Here is a 26,878-nt window from a genome sequence, read left to right on the forward strand (position 1 = left end):
GACTTGCGAAGTTCCCTTTCGCGCAAGACTGAGTAAACTTCGCAAGATGGGCATAAAAAAAGCTTTGCAGTAATGCAAAGCTTTTTGTTTTTTATATAGATAGATGTAATGCGTATTGATTATAAAATCAAGATCAACAATAAAATGATGATAATGATTGCACCAACTGAAAGGTAAACACCTCCAGAAACTGCGCGGGCCTGGCCTTTTAATTCTCTTAACTCGCTACGTAAAGCTTTACGTTCTGCTCTTGTTAAGTTCGATTTATCCATGTCTCTGATCTCTTCAACACGGGTTTTAATTCTTTCCAGTTTCACTGCTTGTTCGGCAGTTAATTCTGTTGGGTTTTTTGCAGGTTTATCAGCAGCCTGAGCTGAATTAAAACTAATGCCTAAAGAGAAAACCAAGGCTAACGTGTAGATGAATTTTTTCATAATATCTAATTTTTTAGTGTTCGACCTCTACGTAACAAAAAACCTACCAAAATGTTCTGGTAGGTTTTAAAAAGCATTAATTTAACTATTAAAAATGTTATTTGATCTCGAAAATGGCGTTTACCGTGAAATTTAGCTTAATTTTTTTGAAATCGATTTCAGGAGCGCCAGCGGCATCGGCCATTTCAGCTTTCATTGCATAATTTCTGTAAACGGGTTGTATTACATTGTCTCCACCGTCTTGTATCTCAATTACACCACCTAATTTATCGCCTAAGGCCTCAACCATGTAAGCCGCTTTGTCTTTCGCTGCTAATAAAGCTTTAATTTTAAGCTCTTTTTTTAAGGTTTCAATTTTAGAGTAATCGTAGCTTTCAATATTCGTATTAGCAATTCCTTTAGCATCTATCGACTCTAATATTGCATTAAACTTGTTTAGATCGCTAACTTTTAAGCGGTATTGTTTGCTGGCTAAGAAATCAGGGTTTTTCTTTTTTTCTGTAGCATAGTTCCAGCTGCTTAAATTGCTGATGGTTAAATTTTCTTTTGCAATGCCCGCTTTTTGTACTGCCGCATACAATTGTTTTTCCAATTCTGTAATGTCTACTTTTTTCTTTCCGTTTAAATATTCTTTAAGCGAAATACCGATATAAATAATATCTGGTGTTACTTCTGTTTCTGCTGTTCCGCTAACATTGATTTTTCTGCGTAAATCTACTTGTTGAGCCATCGCTGATGATAATCCTAAAAATGCAACCAGTGCAAGTGCTATTAACTTTTTCATAATTCAATTTTTCTTTGTGTGTACTGTAATGATGTAAGCCATGCACAAATTCCACACCGAGATTATTATTTTTTTTTCTTTTTGGAAATGAACATCAGTATTTCAGGGCAAAAGCTGTCCCGCTATACACTTTAGCCCCGAAGAAAATCGGGGGCTGCCGTTGTTATCGGGTTTATTAACAAAGGATTATGCTACTATTGAAAAAATCTATCAGGCATAAACAATTGCGACTGCAATAATTTTAACCTGAAAAAATATTATTCTTCTTATCATACAAATATTCATTCAGATACTTCATCCATTAAAAAAGCTATTGTTCCAGCCACTTAAACCCGACAAAGCGGAAAGCCCGGAATGAAAGCGCAGCGAAATGAGGAAAATAGCGATGGCAGGACCGGATTGGCCAATGCACATTGAAACCTGATTTTCTAAAATAAATAGAAAGAGAGTAAAATTATGCGCAAGGTTTTATGCTTAAATAGACGGAATTATAAATGGTTATAAAACCTAGCGCAGCAGAGTTCTCTGCAGAATTTTAATCATGTTTTGCAATTAGAAATTGCAAAAAGAATTGAATTGTGGTTGTTAAACCTTTGATACTTTAACAGCAGTTGGTCCTTTTTGACCCATTTCTACTTCGAACGTAACTTTATCACCTTCTTTTATCTGGGTGATTAAACCGTTTGCGTGAACAAAAATACTGTCTTGTGTTTCAGTGTTTTTAATAAAACCGTAACCTTTACTGTCGTTAAAGAAAGTAACTGTTCCTTTTTTAACAGGATTTTCATCGATGATGTCCTCTTGTCTTGAAATACCGATCTGAATATCTTCTGTATTAATTACTTTCTTTTTCTTCGGATCTGGTGGAGTAGAAGAGATGTTTCCGTTTTCATCAACATAAGCCATCATATCTTCAAGCGCTAAACCTTTTTTTGCATTAGCCTGACGCTCTTCTTTTTTCTCTTGTTTGTCTTTTTGTTTTTTTAATCGTTTTTTTTCGTTCTCTTTTTTACTGTATGTTGCCTGAGATTTAGCCATATTTTATTTAATTGTTTTGTTTTGAAAGGTGAGTGGAATGGAGAATTATACAAAGATAACAATACTAAAGCATAAACACGATTTTATTCGGTTATGCTCTTGTCATTTGGTACGAACCACACAGGATTATAAATGTGTTTGCCGCGGAAGCACAGATTTACAAGGAATTAAGATCTATTCTTTAGCCTTGTGTGTTTTTTGAGGCGATTGTCTTTTTTTCACCACAGATGGAGAGGATGAGCACAGATGTTGGGTTGAGGTTTATACCTTTTCTGTGGTTTCAGTGTTTCCGTGGCAGGCTTTTTCTGAAAAAATCTGTAGTTAAAATTAGTATTTGCCACGGAAGCACGGGTTTACACGGAATTAATTTTTTCCTGATTTGCTGCCACCAGTTTTTTCTTTTTTACCACAGATGAAGTGGATGAACACAGATGAGGAGGACATCGTATCTGTGTTGATCTGTAAAATCTGTGGTTAAAACCTGCTATTAATTAGCTACTTATTGCATTACAATGCAAACCCTTGGTCATCCTCTTTATTCCAAAGGAATCACTTTGTGACAAACGAGGACGATTGAATGTTTATACCTTTTCCGTGGTTTCAGTGTTTCCGTGGCAGACTCTTTCCGTAAAAAATTAGTGGTTAAAGCTTTAAGATGGTTTATTTTCCCACTTATCTTTATCGATCTGATAAACAAAATTCCATTTTAAGGGCTCACCATAATAGGCTACCTCTAATTCAGCGATTTTAACGGCGCCTAATTTTTCTGTTGCTTTTTGTGAACGGAAATTAGTAGCACCGATATGTAAAATTACTTTATCTACAAATTGAAAAGCATAATCAAACATTAAAGTTTTTAAAGCCTTATTATGCCCCTTGCCCCAAAACTCGCGGGCAATAAAAGTGTAACCAACAGCAACTGAATGTTCTGTTTCGTCCAATTCGTAGTACCTGGAACTGCCCACAACTTTATTGCTTTCTTTTTCATAAACGATAAAAGCACCCTTCGATTCTATTGCACCTTTAAAGAAATTTTCGAAAACCTCTATTTTATAGCGGTCTTTGTTCGGATGCTGTTCCCAAATCAGGGGATCTGAAGCTACCGCAAAAAGGACTTCAAAATCCTCTTCTTTTAGTGGAACAACTTTAATTAAATTGTTCGCTAATGTAGGCTGTAAATCGAAATTCATATAGGTTGGGTATAAAAACGGCTGGCTATAGGGCCAGCCGTTTTAATTAGTTATTAAATTTCTCCATTCCGCTTTGCTCCAGTCGAAATGACGATGGAGGTTCAGGGTGACGAATCTAGGTAGTTAGTTTACTAAACCTTCAATTTCTACTACTTCTTGGGCATCTTTTTGATAATCAACTTTATCAATTTCGAAACCGAATAAGCTTAAGAAATCAGATCTGTAACCTGGTAAATCACCTATTGCAGGTAAAGTTTCGGTTGTTGCTTCTTTCCAAAGTTCTGCAACTTTAGCCTGGATATCTTCACGCATTTCCCAATCGTCGATTCTTATTCTTCCTTTCTCGTCAACAGGAATAGGGTTGCCAGTATATAAGCGTTCTGCATATAAACGTTGGATCTGCTCAATTGTACCCTCATGAATACCTTCTGCTTTCATTACTTTGTACAACAATGAAATATATAACGGGATTACCGGAATAGCAGAACTTGCCTGTGTTACCAGTGCTTTATTAACCGATACATAAGCTTTGCCTTCAATATCTTTCAATTTATCGCTGATTTTAAAAGCAGTTGCTTCCAAATCATCTTTGGCTCTGCCGATGGTTCCTTTACGGTATACCGGCTCAGTTAAAGCAGGGCCGATGTACGAATATGCTACTGTTGTTGCACCATTGGCAAGTAGGTTTTCTGCTTTCAGGGCATCAATCCACATGGCCCAATCTTCGCCACCCATTACCGCAACTGTATTGGCAATATCTTCTTCGGTAGCAGGATCGATAGAAATTTCGGTCACATTACCAGTGTGGAAATCGACGGTTTTATTGGTATAAGTTCCACCGATAGGTTTTAAGGTAGAGCGGTGAAGCACCTCCGTATCCGGATGTTTTCTCACTGGCGATGCCAGGCTATAAATTACTAAATCAACCTGACCAAGATCAGCTTTGATCAATTCAATTGTTTTTTCTTTAATTTCTTTAGAGAATGCATCGCCATTAATGCTTTTTGCATATAAACCCGCAGCATGGGCTTCTTTCTCAAAAGCTGCACTATTGTACCAGCCTGGTGATGCAGTTTTGCCTTCAGAAGGTGCTTTTTCGAAAAATACGCCAATTGTAGAAGCGTTAGACCCATAAGCAGCGGCAATACGCGAAGCTAAACCGAAACCGGTTGATGCACCAATTACCAATACTTTTTTAGGGCCATCTATAGCTCCTTTAGATTTTACATATTCAATTTGATTCTTTACGTTTTGTGCGCAACCATCAGGGTGTGCGGTTAAACAGATAAAGCCCCTCATTCTAGGTTCGATAATCATTTTTGTTCTATTTTACGTTTTGTAATGTTAAAATCAGCGCAGTTTTTAAGGGTATTGAAAATACCATAATGCCGAAATCTTTAACGAAGATAAATTTTTAATCGCTTAACGTTAAATGAAATTTAAATATTGGGCGTATTTAGCCGCAAAGGATGCAAAGTGTTTCGCAAAGAAACGCGAAATATAGATGTCGGTTTTAACACAGAGGTCATTGAGTTTTGTACAGCGGAACACTGAGCTCATTTGATGTTTAACCACAAAGACACTAAGCACACGAAGCTTGGATCACACTTGTTGACTATTGTAAACAGAGCTTCAGGCTTTGGACTTCGGACCTCCAACACCTGACTTTCTAATTAATTAACAACTCTTTTTTTCACTTTACTATATTTCTCTTAATTTAGCGGCACACAGATAAAACCGGTTTATCGTCTTATGAAAAAAATAATATTGTCTGCTATGGTGCTGCTCATCATGGTATCTGGAAAGCTTAATGCACAAACCCAACATCAAAATTCGGGGTGGTTTATGTTTTTAAATAACACCAAATTCAATGATAAATGGGGGCTTCAGTTCGATGTTCAACTGCGTTCGGCAGATGATTGGGGTTATTTGAGAAATACTTTAGTGCGGCCGGCTTTACAATATTTTATCAACAACAAACATAATGTAGCCCTAGGATATTTGTGGCAAACTACGCATACTGAGCTAGAAGGAACGCCTGATTTAACTTTGCACGAACACCGCATATTTGAACAGTACATTTATAGCCACAAAATAAAATCAATTTTTGCCAGCCACCGTTTAAGAGTCGAGCAACGTTTTATCGGGCGTACTGGCGAAGATGTATTTTCACAGCGTTTCAGGTATTTTTTTAGGTTGATACAACCACTACAAAAAACACAACCAACGTTTACTAAAGGGCCATTTGTAGCTTTGCAGAACGAGGTGTTTTTAAACCTTCAGAATAAGGATAAAATTAACAATAGTGTTTTCGATCAGAACAGGCTATATCTCGCTACAGGTTATCGTTTTTCGAAGCAGTTCGATCTGGAAGCTGGGTACATGAATCAGGCTACACATGGCGCTTCGAACAATACCGTTAATAACATTATTCAATTAGCCGTTTACACCAGGTTTTAATGTTTTAAAGTCATTTTTTGTACAACAACTCCTACAAAATGTTAAACCTGTTGTAAATGACTGGTCTTTTTGCTCAATTTGCCACGTGAAAAGATTTACCATTCTATTTTTAGCACTCTTGTTTGGCAGGCGGATGCAGGCACAAGAGATTAAAGCCTCTTCAACCAGTAATACGCCAACCTCAAAAAGTTTATTCAATCCAGAGCATAAAAGGAATTTTTCGCGTAAAGGCGATTTTTATTTTCACTGGGGTTATAATAGCTCTTGGTATGGTAAAAGTGATATCCGTTTTCAGGGGCCAAATTATGATTTTACATTAAAGGATGTTGTTGCGCATGACAGACAATCTAAATTAAGCTGGGACTATTTAAATCCCAGTCTGATTACAGTACCACAATATAATATCCGTGTGGGTTATTTTATAAAAGATAATTATAGCATTTCTATCGGCTGGGACCACATGAAATATGTGATGGATATTCCACAAACCGTAGTGATCACTGGTCACATCGGTCCAAATATTTCTCCTACCAATACACCTACAGGTAATTTGGCAGGCGATTATAACGGACAAAACATTAATGTTAAAGAGAGCATGTTAACCTACGAGCATACTGATGGTTTTAATTACGCAAATATCGAAATTGAGCGTTATGACGATATTTGGGTGGCTCCGGGCGGCAATACTTCTTTAACCTTAGAAACCGGTTTAGGTGGTGGCATGATGGTTCCGCGTTCTGATGTACGTTTGTTCGGACAGGGCAGAAATAACCACTTCAGTATTTCGGGTTATGGTGTTTCTGCAAAAGTTGGACTTAAGTTTTATGTATGGAAAAACGTTTACCTACAAAATACCACGAAGTTCGGCGCTACCAATTTAACTAATGTGCATACCACTGGCTGGGATGAGTACGACAAGGCTAGTCAGAAGATTAACTACATCGAAAATATGTGGCTGATCGGGGTTCAGTTTTAAAAGATATGGAAGGAGGCTTAGGCTTCCTTTTTTGTTTTAGGTGCGACTGGTTGGAGTTGATGCGCCATAGTTGTCCCGCAGATTAAAGAGATCAACGCAGAATACTGTTTTTGGCTTATTGATGAAAAAATAGTCACGAAAATACGGAGAATGTTATATATCTAATTTGTCATTCTGAACGGCTGTGTTTTATTTTGGCTAAATACTGCATTACCGCATCTTCTGCCTTTTTGTTCTGTTTGATGTTTTCAGTATAAAGATCACCGCTCAGGTTTTTATAAAGTGCTATCGTATTTTCTAACGCAGTAATTAAAGATGTCTTATTGTATTCCGCAATGGTACCTTTAAGTAAATTAAAATCTTTGGCGGGAAGCTGCGATTCTACTTTACGCACACCTCGTGGTAGGTTGTTGTTTTTGATGTGCAGTAGAGGACCAAACACTACCATCCTTAAAAAGCCGAAGAAATCTAGAGCTTCCAGGTACTCACCTCTTCCAATTTTTAAGAGGGCATAATGCATCCAGGTCCAAAAGCGGTCTTCAATCCATTGATAATCTGGTAAAGGGAATTTAGCTTCAGTTTGATCAAGAATTTGCTGTAATTGATTGTCTCTGTCGATTAATAGCATAGGGTTTTCTACTCTTAAAGAAAATTCATCAAGAGTTAAAAACTTAATGTCGACATGGAGCAATGGCTTGTCGTAAAGGCAGATCAATACGCGGGGTTCGCCAACATGCTCTCCTGTAAATGCAGAAATTAAATCGCCAAGACGGCTGGCATATTGCAGCATTTTCGATTTATCTGTTGATAGTTTTTCTTTGGTAACCAAAATGAGATCGAGGTCTGAAAATTCGTCTATTTCGTTGCTGAGCCAGGAGCCACCCACCGCTAAACCGAGAACAGATTCATCGCTTTTTAATATTTTGGTTGCGTTTTGAGCAAAGAGTTGTTGTGTCATGGGTAATTTTCATCTATGTATTGTATTTTCTTAATAGATTGCTTTGTCGGCTGAAAAAGCCTCCTTGCAATGACTATCTATCGTAGATCGCTTTACGCTATACGCCCAGCGCTTGGCTTCTGTTTCTAATGACAATAAAATTATTCATCCAATAACCTTCGGTGATAATTAATCTGCCCTAAATGATAGGCTAAATGCGTGGTAAGGTGAACCAGGAAGAATTCGGTTGAGGTTCTCTCCTGAAATACTAACATTGGGTATTCACTATTGAGTTGTTCTTCAGTCGTTTTATCAAGTGTTTCGTTAACCACAATTATAGTTGCTTCAATCATGTTGATAAGCTCCTGTTTAGGAACATCCTTTAAAGAAAACTCCAATTCGCGGTTTCGGATATAATTGCTGCCTCCCAGGGTTGCGCCGATATAAGTGTTAAGGTTTCCGATCAGATGTAGACAAAGATTTCCAGCTGAGTTTGCAATATTTTTATCTATAACCCATAAGTTTGCTTCGATTTTATACGACCCGATTTCGGATTTTAGCTTGTTTAAGTCCCGATTGAAAAGTGTTTTTAAGGTGTCGATGAGCATATGAAAATTCTTTGGGGATTATGAAATGTTGTTAGGCGAATATAAATATTTGAAGGCATAATTTAGTTTATGTGTTTTTCAAAGCGAGTTTCAAATACTGGCCAACAAAAAACACCTACAATTCCTTGCAGGTGTTTCTCTGTTAAAAAGTTTCCAATTTATACTTTTCTTACTCCACCTGAGCCAACAACAGTTTTATCGACACTTGGATTACCTGAGTAATTTACGCTTCCTGATCCGCTGATTACCGCTCTAATGCTTGCGCTTACGGCGATATTTACGGTTCCTGAACCACTGATGGTACTGGTTAAAGTTTTTGTAGAAAAAGATTTACCAGCAAAGGTGCCTGAGCTGCTGATTACTACTTTTGCATGATCTGCACCGCCTGTAATGTTTATTGCACCAGAACCACTAATTACACCATTGTAGTTGTCTACATCGGCGGTTGCTTTAATGCTTCCCGAACCGCTTACAGTTGTAGTTAGACTACCTGTGCTGATTTTTCCGTTAACACTTAAGTTGCCATCACCACTTACGGTTAAGCTGGCCAACTCTTTTGCTGTTACGTAAGCCGTGATTTTTTTGCCTTCGTATTTTCTAGTCCAGCTCGTGATACTGGTTTGCGGGCGTATAACCAAAACGTTGCCTTTTACTTCGGTAACAATTGAGGCCAATGCATCTGCATCGCCTTCTAAACGGCAGCTTTCGCTATTGCCCAAAGTTACAATTACGTTTATTGGGCCTGCTGCAGCAACTCCGTTGAAGTTTTTTACCGCTCTGTCGTCGCTATTATCTTTTGAAGTATTGATGCTGATCTGATTTTTTGCAATTACATTAATACTAGAGGTTAATGTTAAGGATGCCAATAATATTGCAAATACTTTTTTCATGGGGTATAGATTTTATTTTTTTAGATAAATAATGAGCTTTTTCTTATAAGACGATGGTTTTGTTGAAAAGTTGCATAAGATGAAATTTATTTGGTCGATCCTTCACTTCAGGCTATTCTCGTGCTGAGGCGACTTGCGAAGTTGCCTGTGCTGGTGGCCTTTGAAACTTCGCAAGTCTGTCCGTGGGGTAAGCGTTATCCTTTTTTTATTTTGATATAAAACAATGGATCGTGTTTAAAGGTATCTGCATTTATGCTGGCATCCACTTTAAGTGTTTTCCAATCGTTTGTAGGCTTAATCAAGGTGTAAGCACCTGTTTTTAATGTTACGCGTATGGGCATATCAAAACCTTTAACGTCAGTTATCCAACGATAAGATAAAGTGCCATTGTCGATTTTATATTCCAAAACTGGGATTTTGGTAAAACGTAAATACTGATCGAAAACTTTATCCAGTTTAAGCCCGCTTTGTTTGGCTATGTAATTTTCGATCTGAGCAGTGGTTACCGTTTGATGGTAAAATGTTTTGCTTAGCCCGCGAAGAATCTGTCTGAACTTTTCATCGTTATTGATTAACTGGCGAATGGTACTAATCAAATTTGCACCTTTTGGATACATATCGCCCGAGCCTTCTTTATTTACACCGTAAGGGCCAACAACCGGAATATCGTTTTGGATAATTTTCTGTAATCCGATTACATACTCGTTTGCAGCCGCTTTATTTTCGGTACATTCGGTAAACAGTACCTCCGAATAATTGGTGAAACCTTCGTGAATCCACATATCGGCGATATCTTTTGAGGTGATATTATTGCCAAACCATTCGTGGCCGCTCTCGTGGATGGTGATGAAATCCCATTTTAAACCATGGCCGGTACCGCTTAAATCTTTGCCTAAATAACCTGGTTTAAACTGATTGCCATAAGCTACCGCGCTTTGGTGTTCCATCCCTAAATGTGGTGCCTGAACCAGTTTGTAGCCATCTTTGTACCATGGGTAAGGACCAAACCAATATTCGAAACATTTTAGCATGGGTTTAACATCGGCATCCCAATGTGGACGTGCTTTGGCGCTATCGGTTTGCAGCGCCCAGTAATCGATGCTGAGTTTTCCGTTTTCACCATCGTAACTGTCTTGCCAGTGCGCATATTTGCCAATATAAAAGGTTACATCGTAGTTGTTGATGGGATTAGCGACAAACCAATTGTATTGTTTATAACCATCCGGTTTATCTACAGTATTTCTCAGCCTTCCATTCGATATTTCCTGCAAAGTTTTAGGAACACTAATGCTGATTAACATACTATCTACCTCGTCGCTCTGGTGGTCTTTATTTGGCCACCATACACTGGCGCCTAAACCCTGGCAGGCCACAGAAACAAAAGGATTGCCTGCTTCATCTTTTTTGAAGATAAAACCGCCATCCCAGGGTGGTGTTTTGGCTACAGTAGGATTGCCAGAATAGAAAACGATAAAGCTATCTTTGCTTCCTTTTTTAACTGCTTTCGGGAAGGTTACAAAAACTGCATTGTATTCTCGGGTAAAAGGTAAACTGGCACCTTTGTATACTACCTTATCTACTTTTAGGTTATCAAAAAGGTCAAACTGTAATTTGGTGAAATCCTGTGTGGCGGTAAAAGCAAATTCATTGCTTCCGCTAACTGATTTTTGGTCGATATCGATCTTCACATCTAAGTGGTAATAATTAATATCGTAACAGGTACGTAAAGGGGTAAGTGTTCCGCGGAGGCTATCGGCCCTTGAGTTTACCTGGTTTTTGCCAAGCATCTGTGCCTGAACAGCCGAAATGCTGATGCTAATGGCGAGGATGAATAGTAACTTTTTCATTTGTTATGTTTTTGGTAATTGCACGCTCGTTAGAAACGAGCGTGAGCTTATCAAATTATTTTATCACATCAACTTCGATAAAACTATCGTTAAATACAGTTTGTGTAGCTTTAATATAATCGGCTTCTGTTGCTTTGTATGGGTTTTCTACAAATTTTTGTGGATTACGCGCAAATAAAGGGAATGCTGTACTCTGCACCTGGATCATAATCCGGTGCCCTTTTTTAAAGGTGTGTAATACATCCTGTAGCTGAAAGTTCACATCCGTTTTCTGGTTGGCTACCAAGGCCTCGGGTTTTTCGAAACTATTGCGGAAGCGTGCAGGCATAACTTCCGAACGCACCATTTGCCAGTAGTTGCTCAAAATGATATTCTTGTTTGGCATGTAAGGGTTGTTTGGTTCATCCGCAGGGTAAACATCGATCAGTTTAACAATAAAATCTGCATCGGTACCCGTGGTTGCAATTTTAAGGTGCGACATAATTTCGCCTCCCAAGGTAATATCGTTATCCAATACATCGGTTTGATATACCAATACATCTGGTCTTCTCCCTGCAAAACGTTGGTCTTCGCTCATGTAATTGTGTGGTGTAAAGCCCAGTGTTGTGGTTAAATCTTCAGTATATGGAACAGGCTTTAATGGATCGCTGATGTAATTTACTGACCCAGCTGTACCAGGTGCAGTCATGCTAAGTTTACCATCGGCACCCAGATATAACTTTTGTTTAGTCGCTTTTTCTGTTGGCCATTTGGCAAAAGTTTCCCATTGTTTTTTACCAGTATCAAACATATAGGCTTCAGGCAGGCCAGAATTTTTATCGCCATTTCCTTTTAAGAAGTGATTAAAGAATTTAGCTTCAATTTCTTTCTGGTAGAAGGTAGCAATGCTATCTCCGAAATACACATTGCTATGCATGGTATGACCGGTTTCGCGGCTCCATCTTCCATGTCCAAATGGTCCCATTACAATAGTATTATAAGCATTAGGGTTTTTCTTTTCGATGGTTTTATAGATGTTTAGCGGGCCAGACAAATCTTCAGCATCGTACCATCCACCAACTACCATCACTGCAGGTTTAATGGTGTTGTAATGTTTCAACAATCCACGTTTTTGCCAAAACTCATCGTAGTTTGGGTGGTTAACGGTTTCTTGCCAGAAAAAATTATCCTTGTAATATTTGTCTGCATTGCTTAAAGGACCTAAATCTAAAGCAAACTGATAACCATCTTTTGTTTTTGGAAGGATTAACTGGTTGTTGTACCAGGCTTTAGAGGTAGTATCGGTTTTCTGCACACCAAATACCGGAAAAGTCATGAAATAGCTCTGCAAAAATGATCCGTTGTGGTGGAAATCATCAAAAAAGAAATCTGAAATTGGTGCCTGTGGCGATGAGGCTTTTAAAGCAGGGTGATTGCTCAAAATTCCTGCAGCAGTGTAAAAGCCTGGATAAGAAATTCCCCACTGGCCAACTTTGCCATTGTTGTTCGCTACGTTTTTAATCAGCCAATCAATGGTGTCGTAAGTGTCAGAACCTTCATCAACCTCTTTTTTGCTTTTTTTATCATCGATAACTGGGGTCATATTGGTCCAGGTGCCTTCGCTTTTCCAGCGACCGCGCACATCCTGATACACCATGATATAGCCCTCTTTCATCATCGATTCTGACGGGCCTAGTTTTACAGGAAATTTATCTTCGCCGTATGGGGCAACGCTATAACAGGTACGCTGCATTATCATCGGATATTTTTTATCCTTGGCTGCATCTTTAGGTGTGTAGATGGCTGTAAAAAGTTTAGTTCCATCGCGCATTGGGATATAAACTTCTTTTTTGGTGTAATTGGCTTTTGGGTATCCTGCATCACTTTGTGCAAAGGCAGAGGATGCCGAAAACAGGATAATCAGTAGTTTTATGTATTTCATTTTATTATAATAAGTTAGTTGTTTATGTGTTTGGTTCTTGGTGACACGAACCAAGGCACTATAGTATTATTTTCGTCATTGTGAAGCACGAAGCAATCTTATGCCATCGCTTTAAGATTGCTTCGTCAGCTGAAAAAGCCTTCTCGCAATGACGGATTTTGTTATTTCAACACCGAAACGGTAATAAACGAACTGTTGTGTACATCGTGGTAAATTTTGTGTGTAGCTTTTTGGAAATCCTGCGGCTCTGCCTGATAGATATCCATAAATTTTTGCGGATTGCGATCAGCTAAAGGGAACCATGAATTTTGAACCTGAATCATAATTTTATGCCCTTTTTTAAAGGTATGCGCCACATCTGGCAAAGGGTAATTTACTTTTGTGATGGCACCCGGAACAAAAGGCTCAGGTTTTTCGAAACTGTTGCGGTATTTTCCACGCATAATTTCTCCCCGTACCAGCATTTCGTAACCACCCATAATCAGGTTTTTAGGGTTAGGTTCTGGATTTGGCGCATCTTCAGGATACACATCAATCAGTTTAACTACATAATCGGCATCTGTTCCAGTAGTCGAAACCACGAGATTGGCCAAAACAGGACCGGTTAAGGTAATATCTTCTGTTAAAGCGTCGCTTTGGTAAGTTTTTACATCCGGACGGCGGGCAGCAAAACGCTGATCATCGATCATGTACTCGCGGGTACGTCTGGCCTGAACGCCATCCTGGTAAGGTACGGGGTTATTCGGATCGCTCACATATTCATCCCAGCTATCGGTTCTGCCCACTTTTTCGAAACTGAGCTTTCCGTTAGGTTGTAAATACAGGTTTTTGCTTTCTACTTCTTGTGGTGGCCATGTTTTAAACTTTTTCCATTCGTTACTTCCGGTTACGAAAATATTGGCTTCTGCTGCATTAAAATCGCCTTCACCTTTTAAATAATGTTTAAAGAAAGGCAGTTCGTATTGCTGTTGGTAATCGATACTGGTGGTTTTGCCGAAAGGGATATCGCCGAAATAAGAACCATCGCTACGTACCCAACCGCCATGGAACCAAGGCCCTGCTACCAGGATATTGTTGGCGCCGGGATTCTGTTTCTCAATAGCTTTGTAAGTATCAAAAGTTCCATAGGCATCTTCAGCATCGAAAAAGCCACCCACTACCATTACCGCAGGTTTTACATTGGTTAAATGTGGGGTAATTAAACGTGCTTTCCAAAAGGTGTCTAAGTTTGGATGTTTAAATAAATCGTTCCAGAATTTAATACTATCTGCAAAGTATCTGTCTTTTAGATTTTTAACAGATCCGGCTTCTAAGTAAAAGCGATAATTGTCTTGAATCGGGAACTGAAAACCTTTAGGGCCTTTATCTGGTGTAATCGGTTTAGGCCTCGGCACACCAAAATTGCCCATAAAACTGAAAGCATCCATTAAGAATAATGTACCACGGTGGTGGAAATCATCACCCATAAACCAATCGGTAACTGGCGCCTGAGGCGAAACAGCTTTTAGCGCGGGGTGTGCATTTGGCAAAGAAGTGGTAGAATAAAAACCAGGGTAGGAAATGCCATAAATACCCGCATTGCCATTGTTGCCTTTCACGTTTTTAACCAACCAGTCGATGGTGTCGTAAGTATCCGTACTCTCATCAATAGCTGTTTTAGACTTTTTTCCAACCAGTTGAGGACGGATATCGGTAAAAGTGCCCTCACTCATCCATCGGCCGCGCACATCCTGATATACAAAAATAAATCCCTCACGCATCATCGCAGGAAAATTGCCCAAACTCAGTTTATATTTATCTTCACCATAAGGCGCAACGGTATAGGGTGTTCGGTTAATTAAAAATGGATATTTTTTGGTTTGATTTTTGGGTATGTAAATGGAAGTGAAGAGTTTAACCCCATCGCGCATGGGGATCTGGCGTTCTATTTTAGTGTAGTTTTCTCTAACATATGCCGAATCGGTTTGCTGGGCTATTAATTCATTAGAAATAAACAGACAGAATAAAAGACTGAAAATTCTTGTAAGGTTCATTTAAGTTAGTTTTTAGGAATAAAATTTAAATATAGGTGATTCGTGGTTGATTAGAAAAAATAGCCCGTAAAAGGTTTGTTAGCAAAGATGGAATCATGTAAAATGGAATATTTGTGATGTATTTTGCCATTAAAACCTGCTTCGTCATCACTTTATCAAAATTTAGTTAAATAGTGTTAAGGGATAATCTTTTAAGAATTTTCACCGTCATATAGATAATCGAATTAAATACAAAAAAATGAACAGGTTATTAAATAAAGGATTGGTTGTTTTCGCTGCAGCAGTGATGATTGCAACCTTGAGTATCGAAAGCGTTTCTGCACAGCGGCCAAGTAGGAGTGGAGGTTCTTCTGGGGGCGCTCGATCTGCTTCGATAAGCCCATCAAGAGGCGGTGGTTCTATTTCCAGACAACCATCTATGCATGCGCCAGGTAGAGGTAGTTATGCACCAAGCAATGGCGGTCGCCCACCAAGACCTAATTACAGCTATAACAGACCAGGTTATCGCCCAGGTTCAGGATATGGTAGGCCTGGTTACGGTTATCGCCCGGGTTATAGAAGGCCTTATTACAGACCATATTATAGTTATTATAATTTTTACAGGCCCTTTTTAGGTTTCAGGATTGGCGTATTGCCTTATGGCTATTATCCGTTTTATTATGGCGCTAACCAGTTCTATTATTCTGGTGGATTGTTTTATCAACAAAACAACAGTCAATACGAAGTGGTAACCCCACCAGTTGGTGCTGAGGTTCCGAATTTACCATCGGATGCCAATCTGGTTACCATTAACGGGGTTGATTATTACGAATACAAAGGCGTTTATTATACCCAAAAGGAAAATGCTGATGGTAAAACCGTATATGTGGTGGCCGGAAAAGACGGTATTTTAAACACAACTGATGGCCCGGTTGATACGCAGAATATAGGCGATATAATTAATCAACTGCCAGAAGGATGCAGAGAGGTAACCATTAAAAACGAAAAGTATTTTGTTTCTCCCGATGATGTTTATTATGAAGAAATAGTAGATGGAACAAACGTTACCTACCGTGTAATTGGTAAGTTGTTTTAATCTTAGTTTTACCAGTGTCAGATGGTAACATCTGACACCACTTACGATTCCAGTAATGTGCAGTTGGATGTTACCATCCGACTGTTTTTGTTTTATATCCATAGGAAATTGAATAAATAGTGTCGATGGTAACATCTGACACCACTGGAAAAATAAATTTAGGGTGAGGTATCTCGAGCCGCCAAAATTCTATATTTTTACGGCCTAAACATTTCGATTTGAAACCCGCATCGCAGCTCTTCCTTGTTTATTCAGTTCTTGCCATTGTGCTCTCATCTTGTTCTGCAACTAAATATGCTTCGGTTAAGCAAAATGAAACCCGCATTTCATCTGTAAAGTTTCTGGATGAATACATTATGCCCTTAAATCCAATTTTCCAAAATACGGTTATTGGTGGTTTGTCAGGGATTGATTATGATGTAAAGCAAAACCAATATTACATGATCAGTGATGATCCATCACAACATAGTCCGGCGAGAATTTATACCGCAAAGATTGATATCAAAGAAAATAAGATCGATACCGTTCGGGTAACCGGTGTTACTTATATCTTACAGGAAAATGGAAAACCATACCCTAAATATGGCACTGATAAAAGGGTAAAACCTGATGGCGAATCGGTTCGTTATAACCCCTTAACCAAACAATTGCTTTGGAGTAGTGAGGGAGAAAGGTTGTTTAAGGATGGGGATACGACGATCGTTCAGCCCAGCTTAACCTTTATTTCTACCGCAGGAAAGTTTCTGGATACTATTCCAATGCCTAAAGGCTTTCAGTTTACAAAAACCGAAAGCGGGCCACGCAAAAATGCTTTATTTGAAGGTTTAACTTATGCCGATCAGTACAAAACATTATACGCCAGTTTAGAAGAACCACTTTATCAGGATGGACCTCAGGCTGCTTTTGAATATGACAAAGCCTTAACGCGGATTTTAAAATTTGATGTAGCTACAAAAAAGAATATTGCCCAATATGCTTATAATCTGGGTGCAATGCCAGTTAAGCCTACTGTTGAAAACGATTGGAATGTAAATGGAATTTCCGAAATACTGGCTATAAATAGTCATACGCTTTTGGTAATGGAAAGGGCCTGGGCAAAAGGCCACGATGATCATACCTTTTTGAAGCTTTACCTGGTTGATTTACAGGGTGCTGAAAATGAAATCGATAATAGCGCTTTTGTGCAAAATCCTCCAAAGCCATTAACCAAAAAATTGCTTTTCGACTTTGATTCCTTAAACCAGCACATCGATAATTTTGAAGGTGTAACCTTTGGGCCAAAATTACCAAACGGACACCAATCGTTAATTTTTTGTGTAGATAATAATTTCGGTAAATCACAGGTACAACAATTTTTCTTATTTGAGATTATTCCACAATAATAATTCTGTTAAAAATTTATAATGAGTAAAATAAAAGCAATACTGTTTGATTTAGACGGTACATTAATTGATTCTGAGAAGTTTCATTTCGATTGTTGGAATAAGTTTTTGTGTGAATATGAAGTTACGCTGGATTTTAAGGATTGGTTAACAAATTACGCCGGAATTCCCCTGCCCAAAAATGCAAAGACCATAATAGACAGGTATAAAATTGAAGAAGAGTTAGAAGGCTTCATTAACAGAAGAGAAAAGATAACTTTTGATGGTTTTAGAACAACTGATATTCAGTTAATGCCCTTTGCATTAGAGTTTATCAAGTTTGCTTATGAAAAAGGGCTTACCCTGGCTGTGGTTACGGCTAGTCCGAAAATTGACGTTGAAGCCGTTTTTGAGCGTAATGGTTTGGCTAAGTATTTCAGTTTATTTATTACCAGAACAGATGTAAGTAAATCTAAACCTGATCCTGAAAGTTACAATCTCTGTGTAGCGCGATTAGGTTTTGAAAAAGATGAGTGCCTTGTTTTTGAAGATACTTTAAATGGGGTTAAATCTGCGTTGGCTGCGGGCATTACCTGTTACGCCATTCAGAGCAATGTAAGGGCGCATCAAAAACTAAAAATAGCTGACGAATTGTTTCTCAGCTTTGCGAATGCCAAAGAATTTATGATACAAAAGGAATTAATTTAGTTCTTGAAAAATTAACTAGATTAGTGGAAAGCAATTGAATCAATTATGGTAAAAAAAGGATTATGGATTTTATTTGCAAGCTTCGCATTGCTGATTGGACTCTATCCAACGATTTACTTTTTGATCGATAGGGAATTTGGATTGTTAAATTCAAAGTCGGTTGATTTGTTGACCAATACTTTCTGGAACATCGGTTTTTATACGCATATCATTTTCGGAGGAATCGCTTTATTTATCGGTTGGATGCAATTTAGTCCGAAAATGAGAAATAGGCGTATGGCGCTTCACCAAAAAGTGGGTAAAGTTTATGTGGTCGCTGCTCTGCTTAGCGCACTAGCGGGTATTTATATTGGCTTTTTTGCAACAGGAGGATGGGTTTCTTCCACTGGATTTATTTGCTTAGGCATCATTTGGTTTTACACTACTTTAAAAGCTTATTTATACATCAAACGTGCAGAAATTCAAAAACATCAAAAAATGATGGTCTATAGTTATGCGGCTTGTTTTGCTGCTGTAACATTGAGGATTTGGCTGCCAATTTTGACGATGGTTTATGGCGATTTTTCAAAAGCCTACCTGGTTGTTGCCTGGTTATGCTGGATTCCAAATTTGATTGTTGCCTATCTAATCACCAGTAAAACCGCTAATCAATAAGTTGTTTTGGTGCTCCATCCTCTGCAATAATTTAGTTTATGACGTCAGCCCAGGAAATTTTAGCCAGTGTCGGATTATTTTCATCTCGAGATCTGCTTCTTTTTGAAGAATATGCTGTTAGAAGGTCGTTCCGTAAAAATGACGTGCTCTTGCACCTTGGCGAAATCTGTCAATCCGTTTATTTCATTTTATCGGGATCTTTTTATCAATTTCATTCTAACGATATCACAGAAACAATTATCGATCTGCACTTACCAAAAGAGTGGATGTATAATCACTCAAGCCTGATTGAGCAAAAACCTTCAGATACAACAATCAAGGCGTTCGAAAAATCCGAAGTGCTGGAGCTTAGTTTAACTAATTTGCATCGTTTAATTGCCAAATCACAGTCCTTTTTAAGCCTGGGTAGAATTTTTGACCAGCCCAATAACAGGACATATTTATTTGATCGTTCGCTAAGCCCAGTTGAAAAATATAATTACATCAAAAATGCCAAGCCACTCATTGTACAAGTTTTTCCGGTTAAAATGATTGCTTCATACCTTAAGATTGCCCCTGAAACATTGAGCAGGGTAAGGGCAAATCAGTGAATTTCCTGATCTTGATCAAGTGCAGCTTTTCGGGAAAATACCGATTTTTGAAATAAAAAAATATGCTAACAGATATTAACCCAAAACTTCCTATGCGTGATAAAGCAATCACGAGAGATTTTTATGTGAATAAATTAGGTTTTGATGACATTGGAAGTGCCGATTTTAAAGATTACCTGATGATACAAAAGGATCAGGTTCAGATTCACTTTTTTCTGTTCGAAACACTAGATCCGAAAGAAAATTATGGGCAGGTTTATATCCGTACAGATGATATAGAAGGGCTGTACAAATTTATGCTCGAAACTAAACAAAGTATTCATCCGAATGGGAGCTTGCAAACAAAACCATGGGGGCAGAAAGAATTCGCGATGCTTGATCCGGATAATAATTTACTTACCTTCGGGCAGGGTGTCTAAGTTGATCTTTTGATCGTTTGTTTTTATAGTCTTAAAGTAAAATATTTTCATACGCTCATCAGTCCATCGACTTTTGAACTTTTAATGAATTATCCTATTGAGCCTCAATATTGAACCATAAGCTATCGCTATAAGCCAATAACTTATGAACCAATGACTAAGAAACCGATTTCTATTGAACGATGGACTTTCAGCTTTCCGCCTTTTTTCCCTACATTTGGCTAATCAAAATTCTCAAAAAATTATGCAATACGATGTCGTTGTTATCGGTTCAGGGCCGGGCGGTTATGTAGGCGCAATCCGTTGTGCTCAGTTAGGTTTAAAAACTGCAGTTGTTGAAAAATATAAAACTTTTGGAGGTACTTGCTTAAATGTAGGTTGTATTCCATCTAAGGCTTTATTAGATTCTTCAGAGCATTTTCATAACGCTGCTCACACGTTTACTACCCATGGTATCAACTTAAAAGATTTAAAGGTTGATATGAAACAAATGATCGCCCGTAAAGACGATGTTGTTGCCCAAAATACAGCAGGTATCACTTATTTGTTCAAGAAAAATAAAATCGATTCTTTCGAAGGTGTAGGCTCTTTTGTTGATAAAAATACCATTCTGGTAACTAAAGCCGATGGTTCTACAGAAACCCTATCTGCTAAAAACGTAATTATTGCTACGGGTTCTAAACCAACAGCTTTACCATTTTTACCAATCGATAAAAAACGCATTATTACCTCAACCGAGGCTTTAAATATTAAAGAAGTGCCAAAAACGATGGTGGTAATCGGCGGTGGCGTAATCGGTTTAGAGTTAGGTTCGGTATATGCCCGTTTAGGTACAAAAGTATCTGTTGTTGAGTTTTTACCATCTATCATCGGTACTATGGATGCTGGTTTGGGTAAAGAACTTCAACGTGTGTTAAAGAAAACTTTAGGCATGGAATTTTACATGGGCCACAAGGTTACCGGCGCTACTACAAAAGGTAAAACGGTAACTGTTACAGCTGATACCCCTAAAGGTGAATCCATTTCTTTAGAAGCCGATTATTGCATCGTTGCTGTCGGCCGTACGGCTTATAGCGAAGGTTTAGGTTTAGATAAAATTGGTATCACTGTTGAAGAAAGAGGTAAAAAAATTCCGGTTAACGAACATTTAGAAACTTCGGTTAAAGGTGTTTATGCTATTGGCGATGTAATTACCGGCGCCATGTTGGCTCACAAAGCAGAAGATGAAGGTACTTATGTTGCCGAAACCATTGCGGGTCAGAAACCACATATCAATTATAACCTAATCCCTGGTGTAGTTTATACATGGCCAGAGGTTGCTTCTGTAGGTTTAACCGAAGAGCAGTTAAAAGAAAAAGGCGTTAAATATAAAGCAGGCTCATTCCCTTTCAAAGCCAGCGGACGCGCAAAAGCGAGTATGGATACCGATGGTTTCATTAAAGTTTTGGCCGATGCCGCTACTGATGAAGTTTTAGGTGTACACATGATCGGCCCTCGTGCGGCAGATATGATTGCAGAAGCAGTTATTGCAATGGAATTCCGTGCATCAGCAGAAGATATTGCACGTACCTGCCATGCCCACCCAACTTATACCGAAGCCTTAAAAGAAGCAGCACTTGCCGCAACTGATAATAGAGCCATACATATTTAATCGATCGATGTTACTGTCGATTAATTAAAGTTAAATATTTGGGCATGCCCCAAGCTGCGCAAGGGTCGGGCTATACGTTTCAATCTTTTGTTGTGCTTTCGACTACGCTCAAGCTAACAACAAAAGGATTTACACTCCTATCCCTCATGCAAAAATCTAAAGCCGATAAGAAATTGTCGGCTTTTTTAATTTTAGAGTTGTCAACTTTCTAGCCAACTGGCTATTAAAGTTGACAACTCTTTAACAATGACATTTCTTTTCTTGAACCCTCAAATTGGGTGAATATCTGGATTGTTTGATCACAAGACTTTATTGTAATCGCTTTATATTTTCTTAATAAAATGATAACAATTAACGCCTAAAATTAGCGTTGTGGGCTTCTATTTTTGCGGTTCAGATATTAAAAAACCATGAACTGTAAAAAACTATTTGGTGCAATCCTTATTGCTTCATTGGCATTTACTGCCTGCAAAAAAGATCCAACTGACGATCCGATTGTAGATCCCCCTGTTGAAGCGATCGTTCCTGAAAAAATCGACAGTTTTAAAGAAACCGCCTCTATTGATTTAGGTGGAGAATTTGCTTCAGAAATTTCGGCTTACGATCCCTTAACCAAGCAATTATTTGTGGTGAGTAACGATGGCGGAACCAAGGTTGATGTAGTTGATATGAGTAAATACCCAACCATTACAAAATTAAAAACCTTATTATACCCAAATAACGCTGGTATTAATAGCGTGGCCGTAAGTAATGGTTTATTAGCAATCGCTTTAGATGGTGCAGATAAGCAGGGAAATGGTGATGTAGTGGTATTAAAAACATCAACTTTAGAAGAGGTTAAAAAAATAACAGTTGGTGCCATGCCTGATATGGTAACTTTCAGCCCTGATGGAAGCTATATTTTATCGGCTAACGAAGGTGAACCAAATCTTGCCTATACCGTTGATCCTAAAGGAACCATTTCGATCATTAACATCAAAGACAACTATGCTGTAAAGACACTAGATTTCGCCGCTTTTGAATCGCAAAAAGCAGCTTTGCTTGCAGGTGGTTTCCGGATTTATGGTTTAAACGCAAGTTTTACACAAGATATTGAACCAGAATATATTGCAGTAAGCCCTGATTCTAAAAAAGCATACATTACCTTACAGGAGAACAATGGTGTGGCTGAAGTGGATATTGTTGGCGGAAGCATTACCAAAATCAATCCGTTAGGCACTAGAGACATCAGCCTGGCCGACAATGCATTTGATGTAAGCGATAAGGACAGTAAAAAAGTTTTAGGTACATGGCCAATCAAGGCTTTTTACCTGCCAGATGCAATCTCATATTTTACTGCTGGTGGTACTGCCTATCTGGCCTTGGCCAATGAAGGGGATACCAGGCAGGATTATACACCAAAAGATGCAAAGGAAGAGGTGCGTGTAAAAGATCTTGTATTAGATGCAGCTAAATTTCCGAACGCAGCAACCTTACAGTTAGACGCTAATTTAGGGAGGCTTACGGTAACAAATACCGCTGGTTATACCATGGTAGGTACTAATAAAGTATATCAGGAATTGTACTCAACAGGTGGAAGATCTGTTAGTATTATTAACGCAAATACTGGAGCTTTGGTAGCGAACATTGGTAAAGATTTAGAGCAACATGTAATTGATGCAGGTAAATATGATGATGATCGGTCTGACAATAAAGGTGTAGAGGTGGAAAGTGTAACCGTTGCGCAGGTAAATGGACAAACCTTGGCTTTTATTGGTATGGAACGTGCAGATATGATTGCTGTTTATGATGTAACTATACCAGCCTCACCAAAATTTGTTCAACTATTCTCTACTGGAGATGCTCCTGAAGGTTTATTGTTTGTTAAACCAAAAGATAGCCCCAATGGAAGAAGTTTGTTGATTGTGTCAAACGAGGCAGATGGTACCGTTCGGTTCTATCAGCCCGATAAAATATAGTCTCTCTCTATCCCTTTATTAATTATTATGTTTTAGCCCCGGTGTAAAATCGGGGTTTTTGTTTTTTGAGTTGTCAACTTTAATGGGCTTCTCGCTATTAAGTTGACAACTCTTCTTATATAATTCCTTTATATAAACAAGAATAAAAAAAGCCCTATATTGCGCTACAAAATAAAACTTTAGGGGTGCCTTCAAATAAGTTGGCTGAGAACATACCCATTTTATAGGTGAAAGGCAAAAGGTAAATGGCGGAAGGTGAAAAACCCTATGCCCTAAACCTTACACCCTATGGCCTATAAATGAACCTGATCCGGATAATGCCGGCGTAGGAAATTAGTTTGTCTGCAAAATTGCGCAAAATGCATACTGCATTTGAAGACTCCTGAAGTTGTAAAACAAAATGAAGTCTTTAAGTAATGAATTATATTAATGTATTAACAATAGCTGGCTCAGATAGTGGAGGCGGCGCGGGCATCCAGGCTGATTTAAAAACCTTTTCTGCTTTGGGCTGTTTTGGTACCTCTGTAATCACGGCTGTAACGGCACAAAATACAGTAGGAGTGCGCTCAGTGCATGGTATTCCAGCCAAAATGATTGAAGATCAGTTACAGGCAGTATTGGAAGATATAGCGCCAGTGGCCATTAAAATCGGCATGATCAACCGTACTGAGGTGGTACAGGTAATCGAGAAGGAATTAAAAAACTATAATCAATCCGTTCCTGTTATTTTAGATCCTGTTATGGTAGCCACCAGTGGCGATCGGTTAATCGAAGCTGATACCGTTACCCAGTTAGTTGAAAAATTATTTCCCTTGGTAACATTGGTCACCCCAAATATAGACGAGGCCATTATCCTTTCCGGGCAAGAGATCAATAACCTCGCCGACATGGTTGCTGCGGGTAGAAAAATCATCGAAAAGGGTGCAAAAGCCGTTTTAATAAAAGGCGGACATTTAATAGGCCCAATCATTCACGATGTTTTTATCTCGGGAAACGATGCCCCTGTGGTATTAGAAAGTGCCTTTATTGCTTCTAAAAATCTACATGGAACAGGTTGTACACTTTCATCCGCTATAGCCGCCGAAATGGCCAAGGGTAACACTTTACTTATCGCAATTAACAATGCAAAAAACTACATCAGTCAGGCCTTACAAACTGGTAGCGAGGTAAAAACGGGCAAGGGCAACGGCCCGTTAAACCACTTTTTCAGACCTTTAAAATTAATTATTCAATGAAGTGGAGCGAGCAGGCATGGGAAAAGGTACAACCCATTTATGCCAAGATTTTAGCAATGCCTTTTAACACAGAATTGAGCACTGGCACGCTGTCAATAGAAAAGTTTATCTTTTATTTGGCACAAGATGCCTACTACCTTTTGGAATTTGGCAGAACCTTAAGCACCATTAGTAGCCGTATGCAGGATGCAGATTTGGTGATGGCCTTTGCCGGGTTTTCTACAGGTGCAATTTTTGCAGAGCGTAGTTTGCACGAAAGTTATTTTGTAGAATTTGGTTTAGCTAGTGAAGTGCAGCCCACACCATCTACACTTTTGTATACCAATTATATTCTTAGTCAGGCTGCCTATGCCAATGTAGAAATTGCAGTAGCAGCTGTTTTGCCATGTTTCTGGATTTATAAAGCCGTTGGCGATCATATTTTTGCACAACAAGATGGCGATGAAAATCCTTACAAAAGGTGGATCGATATGTATGCAGGCGTTGAGTTTGCAGCTGCAGTAGAAAAAGCGATCGATATTGCCAATCAAATGGCAACGCAAGCTAATGGAGCAACCCAACAAAAAATGCTAGCAGCTTTCGAAATGGCAACCCGTTTAGAATGGATGTTTTGGGATAGTGCATATGAATTGGAAAAATGGAAAATCTAAGATTTTAACCCCACAAGATGTAAATATTTTGAAAAATATTAAAAACTTGTCGGTATTTCCAATAGATTTAAAGAACTTTGTAGTTCAATCTATAATTTAAAACATCATTTTGGAAGAAAGCACGCAAGAACAGGAAATTTTAAGTAAACAAAAAGATAAACCTGTATTAGCGCAAAGCTCTCCGAAACAAGTACGATTTGCCATATCTGCCTTTTACTTTATGCAAGGGGTCTGTTTTGCAAGTTGGGCCAGTAGGATTCCAACTTTTAAAGCATCAATGGGCTTAAACGATGCAGAATTAGGCTCTATTCTCTTTGCCCTACCTGCAGGACAAATTATTACGATGTTTTTTTCAGCCAAACTGACTACTCACTTTGGTAGTAAGAAAATGCTCAGGGCAACTGCGCCACTTTATGCAATTGCATTAACTTTTTTAGCATTAGCCACAACTGGTTGGCAGTTGGCTGCTTTTTTGGTGCTGTTTGGTATAACCGGGAACCTTTGTAATATCGCTTTAAATACTCAAGGGGTAGCAGGTGAAAATTATTACGGCAAACCCATTATGAGTTCTTTCCATGGGGCTTGGAGTATTGGTAATTTAACCGGGGCTTTAATTGCCCTGGGACTGGTTAACCTAAAATTAGGTATGTATACCCATTTTTGGATTATTGCACTGATATCCTTAAGCAATGTTGCGCTTAACGGGAAAAAGTTGCTTAACTATAATAAACCAGATGCCGTAGTTGAGAAAACGAAGTTTTTTACCATGCCGCAAGGTATTTTAGTGTTATTGGGTGTTATCGCATTTTGCAGTATGGCCACCGAAGGAACAATGTTCGATTGGAGTGCTATTTATTTCGAAGATGTGGTAAAATTACCTCATAATAAGGCTATTATTGGTTATGCATCGTTCATGTTTATGATGGCCAGCGGAAGGTTTTTAGGGGTGTTTTTAATCGGTAAATTCGGGCGAAAAAACCTCCTGCAGATCAGCGGTGCCATTATATCGATAGGGATGGCGCTTGCCGTAATATTTCCGAACCTAATTGTTGCTATTTTTGGTTTTATGCTTATTGGCTTGGGTGTTTCGAGTATTGTGCCAATGGTGTATAGCATAGCTGGGAACAATAAAAAAGTACCTGCTGGTAAAGCAATAACCATGGTTTCGAGTATCGGTTATTTTGCCTTTTTGTTTGGCCCGCCATTAATAGGTTATGTTTCGCAACTATCAAGCCTTCGTTATTCTTTCGGGATAATTTCTGTTTTTGGTTTGCTGATTACTTTCTTGATCACAAAAATAAAAGCGATAAATTAGCCGCGAGGTAGTTAATTGTTTGAATTGGTTAACTGAGGAGCGGCATTAAAGGGCTTTTGGTTCTAGATAAAATGTATTTATTATTTGGAGCTAAAGTTCTGTGCATAACAAGAAGCTTCTTCCCGTTTTACGCTTCGCTTCCTC

General features: G+C 38.6%; 24 protein-coding genes. 13 read left to right on the forward strand and 11 right to left on the reverse strand.

Annotation, left to right across the window (positions count from 1 at the left end):
- Window positions 1-119 precede the first annotated feature (119 nt).
- The 5 genes from ACTJKN_RS12825 to fabV all read right to left on the reverse strand — a co-directional run bounded on the left by ACTJKN_RS12825 (window position 120) and on the right by fabV (window position 4,763).
- Window positions 120-434, reverse strand: a complete 315-nt coding sequence (locus ACTJKN_RS12825) for a seryl-tRNA synthetase (protein WP_029277363.1) — start codon at window positions 432-434, stop codon at window positions 120-122.
- 97 nt (window positions 435-531) lie between these two features.
- Window positions 532-1,218: an SIMPL domain-containing protein gene (locus ACTJKN_RS12830; RefSeq protein WP_029277365.1), complete on the reverse strand. Its 687-nt coding sequence runs from the start codon at window positions 1,216-1,218 to the stop codon at window positions 532-534.
- Between the two features lie 585 nt (window positions 1,219-1,803).
- Window positions 1,804-2,256 (reverse strand): cold-shock protein, encoded by a 453-nt coding sequence (locus ACTJKN_RS12835; RefSeq protein WP_029277369.1) that lies wholly within the window; start codon window positions 2,254-2,256, stop codon window positions 1,804-1,806.
- A gap of 650 nt (window positions 2,257-2,906) precedes the next feature.
- Window positions 2,907-3,446: a GNAT family N-acetyltransferase gene (locus ACTJKN_RS12840; protein WP_440825488.1), complete on the reverse strand. Its 540-nt coding sequence runs from the start codon at window positions 3,444-3,446 to the stop codon at window positions 2,907-2,909.
- A 123-nt stretch (window positions 3,447-3,569) separates the two neighbouring features.
- Window positions 3,570-4,763: an enoyl-ACP reductase FabV gene (gene fabV / locus ACTJKN_RS12845; RefSeq protein ID WP_440825489.1), complete on the reverse strand. Its 1,194-nt coding sequence runs from the start codon at window positions 4,761-4,763 to the stop codon at window positions 3,570-3,572.
- A gap of 435 nt (window positions 4,764-5,198) precedes the next feature.
- Here fabV and ACTJKN_RS12850 point away from each other — a divergent pair, with 435 nt between their 5' ends.
- Both ACTJKN_RS12850 and ACTJKN_RS12855 read left to right on the forward strand, forming a co-directional pair.
- On the forward strand, window positions 5,199-5,906 hold the full coding sequence (locus tag ACTJKN_RS12850) for a DUF2490 domain-containing protein (protein ID WP_440825491.1): 708 nt from the start codon (window positions 5,199-5,201) through the stop codon (window positions 5,904-5,906).
- Between the two features lie 85 nt (window positions 5,907-5,991).
- Window positions 5,992-6,882, forward strand: a complete 891-nt coding sequence (locus tag ACTJKN_RS12855; protein WP_440825493.1) for a hypothetical protein — start codon at window positions 5,992-5,994, stop codon at window positions 6,880-6,882.
- 169 nt (window positions 6,883-7,051) lie between these two features.
- Here ACTJKN_RS12855 and ACTJKN_RS12860 read toward each other — a convergent pair whose 3' ends face one another.
- The 6 genes from ACTJKN_RS12860 to ACTJKN_RS12885 all read right to left on the reverse strand — a co-directional run bounded on the left by ACTJKN_RS12860 (window position 7,052) and on the right by ACTJKN_RS12885 (window position 15,118).
- Complete coding sequence (locus tag ACTJKN_RS12860) at window positions 7,052-7,840, reverse strand: hypothetical protein (RefSeq protein ID WP_440825495.1); 789 nt, start codon at window positions 7,838-7,840, stop codon at window positions 7,052-7,054.
- A 140-nt stretch (window positions 7,841-7,980) separates the two neighbouring features.
- Window positions 7,981-8,427, reverse strand: a complete 447-nt coding sequence (locus tag ACTJKN_RS12865) for a DUF1572 family protein (protein WP_440825496.1) — start codon at window positions 8,425-8,427, stop codon at window positions 7,981-7,983.
- A gap of 158 nt (window positions 8,428-8,585) precedes the next feature.
- Window positions 8,586-9,317 (reverse strand): head GIN domain-containing protein, encoded by a 732-nt coding sequence (locus ACTJKN_RS12870; protein ID WP_440825497.1) that lies wholly within the window; start codon window positions 9,315-9,317, stop codon window positions 8,586-8,588.
- 194 nt (window positions 9,318-9,511) lie between these two features.
- Complete coding sequence (locus ACTJKN_RS12875) at window positions 9,512-11,164, reverse strand: M1 family metallopeptidase (RefSeq protein ID WP_440825499.1); 1,653 nt, start codon at window positions 11,162-11,164, stop codon at window positions 9,512-9,514.
- 55 nt (window positions 11,165-11,219) lie between these two features.
- On the reverse strand, window positions 11,220-13,085 hold the full coding sequence (locus ACTJKN_RS12880; RefSeq protein ID WP_440825501.1) for a CocE/NonD family hydrolase: 1,866 nt from the start codon (window positions 13,083-13,085) through the stop codon (window positions 11,220-11,222).
- 161 nt (window positions 13,086-13,246) lie between these two features.
- On the reverse strand, window positions 13,247-15,118 hold the full coding sequence (locus ACTJKN_RS12885; protein WP_440825503.1) for a CocE/NonD family hydrolase: 1,872 nt from the start codon (window positions 15,116-15,118) through the stop codon (window positions 13,247-13,249).
- 238 nt (window positions 15,119-15,356) lie between these two features.
- On the opposite strand from ACTJKN_RS12885, the gene ACTJKN_RS12890 reads away from it, so the two are divergent.
- From ACTJKN_RS12890 to ACTJKN_RS12940, 11 genes are all read left to right on the forward strand, one after another.
- Window positions 15,357-16,193, forward strand: coding sequence for a DUF6515 family protein (locus ACTJKN_RS12890; protein WP_440825505.1), 837 nt, complete (start codon window positions 15,357-15,359; stop codon window positions 16,191-16,193).
- A 218-nt stretch (window positions 16,194-16,411) separates the two neighbouring features.
- Window positions 16,412-17,575: an esterase-like activity of phytase family protein gene (locus tag ACTJKN_RS12895; RefSeq protein WP_440825506.1), complete on the forward strand. Its 1,164-nt coding sequence runs from the start codon at window positions 16,412-16,414 to the stop codon at window positions 17,573-17,575.
- A gap of 21 nt (window positions 17,576-17,596) precedes the next feature.
- Window positions 17,597-18,262 carry an HAD family hydrolase gene (locus ACTJKN_RS12900; RefSeq protein ID WP_440825508.1) on the forward strand — a complete coding sequence of 222 codons (666 nt, stop codon included), beginning with the start codon at window positions 17,597-17,599 and terminating at the stop codon, window positions 18,260-18,262.
- Between the two features lie 45 nt (window positions 18,263-18,307).
- On the forward strand, window positions 18,308-18,916 hold the full coding sequence (locus ACTJKN_RS12905) for a DUF2306 domain-containing protein (protein WP_440825509.1): 609 nt from the start codon (window positions 18,308-18,310) through the stop codon (window positions 18,914-18,916).
- Window positions 18,917-18,954: 38 nt separating this feature from the next.
- Window positions 18,955-19,506: a Crp/Fnr family transcriptional regulator gene (locus tag ACTJKN_RS12910; protein WP_440825511.1), complete on the forward strand. Its 552-nt coding sequence runs from the start codon at window positions 18,955-18,957 to the stop codon at window positions 19,504-19,506.
- Window positions 19,507-19,568: 62 nt separating this feature from the next.
- Window positions 19,569-19,925 (forward strand): bleomycin resistance protein, encoded by a 357-nt coding sequence (locus ACTJKN_RS12915; RefSeq protein WP_440825513.1) that lies wholly within the window; start codon window positions 19,569-19,571, stop codon window positions 19,923-19,925.
- Window positions 19,926-20,169: 244 nt separating this feature from the next.
- Entirely contained in the window at window positions 20,170-21,576 is a 1,407-nt protein-coding gene (lpdA, locus tag ACTJKN_RS12920; RefSeq protein ID WP_086548980.1) for a dihydrolipoyl dehydrogenase, read from the forward strand.
- Between the two features lie 410 nt (window positions 21,577-21,986).
- Window positions 21,987-23,534, forward strand: coding sequence for a choice-of-anchor I family protein (locus tag ACTJKN_RS12925; RefSeq protein WP_440825516.1), 1,548 nt, complete (start codon window positions 21,987-21,989; stop codon window positions 23,532-23,534).
- 416 nt (window positions 23,535-23,950) lie between these two features.
- On the forward strand, window positions 23,951-24,769 hold the full coding sequence (thiD, locus tag ACTJKN_RS12930; protein WP_440825518.1) for a bifunctional hydroxymethylpyrimidine kinase/phosphomethylpyrimidine kinase: 819 nt from the start codon (window positions 23,951-23,953) through the stop codon (window positions 24,767-24,769).
- Window positions 24,766-25,419: a TenA family protein gene (locus ACTJKN_RS12935; RefSeq protein ID WP_440825519.1), complete on the forward strand. Its 654-nt coding sequence runs from the start codon at window positions 24,766-24,768 to the stop codon at window positions 25,417-25,419. The genes thiD and ACTJKN_RS12935 overlap by 4 nt, the downstream gene beginning before the upstream one ends.
- A 109-nt stretch (window positions 25,420-25,528) precedes the next feature.
- On the forward strand, window positions 25,529-26,734 hold the full coding sequence (locus tag ACTJKN_RS12940) for an MFS transporter (RefSeq protein WP_440825521.1): 1,206 nt from the start codon (window positions 25,529-25,531) through the stop codon (window positions 26,732-26,734).
- The last annotated feature ends 144 nt before the right edge of the window (window positions 26,735-26,878 follow it).

Source organism: Pedobacter sp. 22163, assembly GCF_052045595.1.
Taxonomy (GTDB): domain Bacteria; phylum Bacteroidota; class Bacteroidia; order Sphingobacteriales; family Sphingobacteriaceae; genus Pedobacter.

Coding starts and splice junctions, on each gene's coding strand:
- ACTJKN_RS12885 (WP_440825503.1), bottom strand. CDS start 15,118: ATGAACCTTACAAGAATTTTCAGTCTTTTATTCTGTCTGTTTATTTCT.
- ACTJKN_RS12865 (WP_440825496.1), bottom strand. CDS start 8,427: ATGCTCATCGACACCTTAAAAACACTTTTCAATCGGGACTTAAACAAG.
- ACTJKN_RS12850 (WP_440825491.1), top strand. CDS start 5,199: ATGAAAAAAATAATATTGTCTGCTATGGTGCTGCTCATCATGGTATCT.
- ACTJKN_RS12830 (WP_029277365.1), bottom strand. CDS start 1,218: ATGAAAAAGTTAATAGCACTTGCACTGGTTGCATTTTTAGGATTATCA.
- ACTJKN_RS12915 (WP_440825513.1), top strand. CDS start 19,569: ATGCTAACAGATATTAACCCAAAACTTCCTATGCGTGATAAAGCAATC.
- ACTJKN_RS12900 (WP_440825508.1), top strand. CDS start 17,597: ATGAGTAAAATAAAAGCAATACTGTTTGATTTAGACGGTACATTAATT.
- ACTJKN_RS12925 (WP_440825516.1), top strand. CDS start 21,987: ATGAACTGTAAAAAACTATTTGGTGCAATCCTTATTGCTTCATTGGCA.
- ACTJKN_RS12835 (WP_029277369.1), bottom strand. CDS start 2,256: ATGGCTAAATCTCAGGCAACATACAGTAAAAAAGAGAACGAAAAAAAA.
- ACTJKN_RS12880 (WP_440825501.1), bottom strand. CDS start 13,085: ATGAAATACATAAAACTACTGATTATCCTGTTTTCGGCATCCTCTGCC.
- thiD (WP_440825518.1), top strand. CDS start 23,951: ATGAATTATATTAATGTATTAACAATAGCTGGCTCAGATAGTGGAGGC.
- ACTJKN_RS12875 (WP_440825499.1), bottom strand. CDS start 11,164: ATGAAAAAGTTACTATTCATCCTCGCCATTAGCATCAGCATTTCGGCT.
- ACTJKN_RS12910 (WP_440825511.1), top strand. CDS start 18,955: ATGACGTCAGCCCAGGAAATTTTAGCCAGTGTCGGATTATTTTCATCT.
- ACTJKN_RS12870 (WP_440825497.1), bottom strand. CDS start 9,317: ATGAAAAAAGTATTTGCAATATTATTGGCATCCTTAACATTAACCTCT.
- ACTJKN_RS12825 (WP_029277363.1), bottom strand. CDS start 434: ATGAAAAAATTCATCTACACGTTAGCCTTGGTTTTCTCTTTAGGCATT.
- ACTJKN_RS12860 (WP_440825495.1), bottom strand. CDS start 7,840: ATGACACAACAACTCTTTGCTCAAAACGCAACCAAAATATTAAAAAGC.
- ACTJKN_RS12905 (WP_440825509.1), top strand. CDS start 18,308: ATGGTAAAAAAAGGATTATGGATTTTATTTGCAAGCTTCGCATTGCTG.
- fabV (WP_440825489.1), bottom strand. CDS start 4,763: ATGATTATCGAACCTAGAATGAGGGGCTTTATCTGTTTAACCGCACAC.
- lpdA (WP_086548980.1), top strand. CDS start 20,170: ATGCAATACGATGTCGTTGTTATCGGTTCAGGGCCGGGCGGTTATGTA.
- ACTJKN_RS12935 (WP_440825519.1), top strand. CDS start 24,766: ATGAAGTGGAGCGAGCAGGCATGGGAAAAGGTACAACCCATTTATGCC.
- ACTJKN_RS12890 (WP_440825505.1), top strand. CDS start 15,357: ATGAACAGGTTATTAAATAAAGGATTGGTTGTTTTCGCTGCAGCAGTG.
- ACTJKN_RS12840 (WP_440825488.1), bottom strand. CDS start 3,446: ATGAATTTCGATTTACAGCCTACATTAGCGAACAATTTAATTAAAGTT.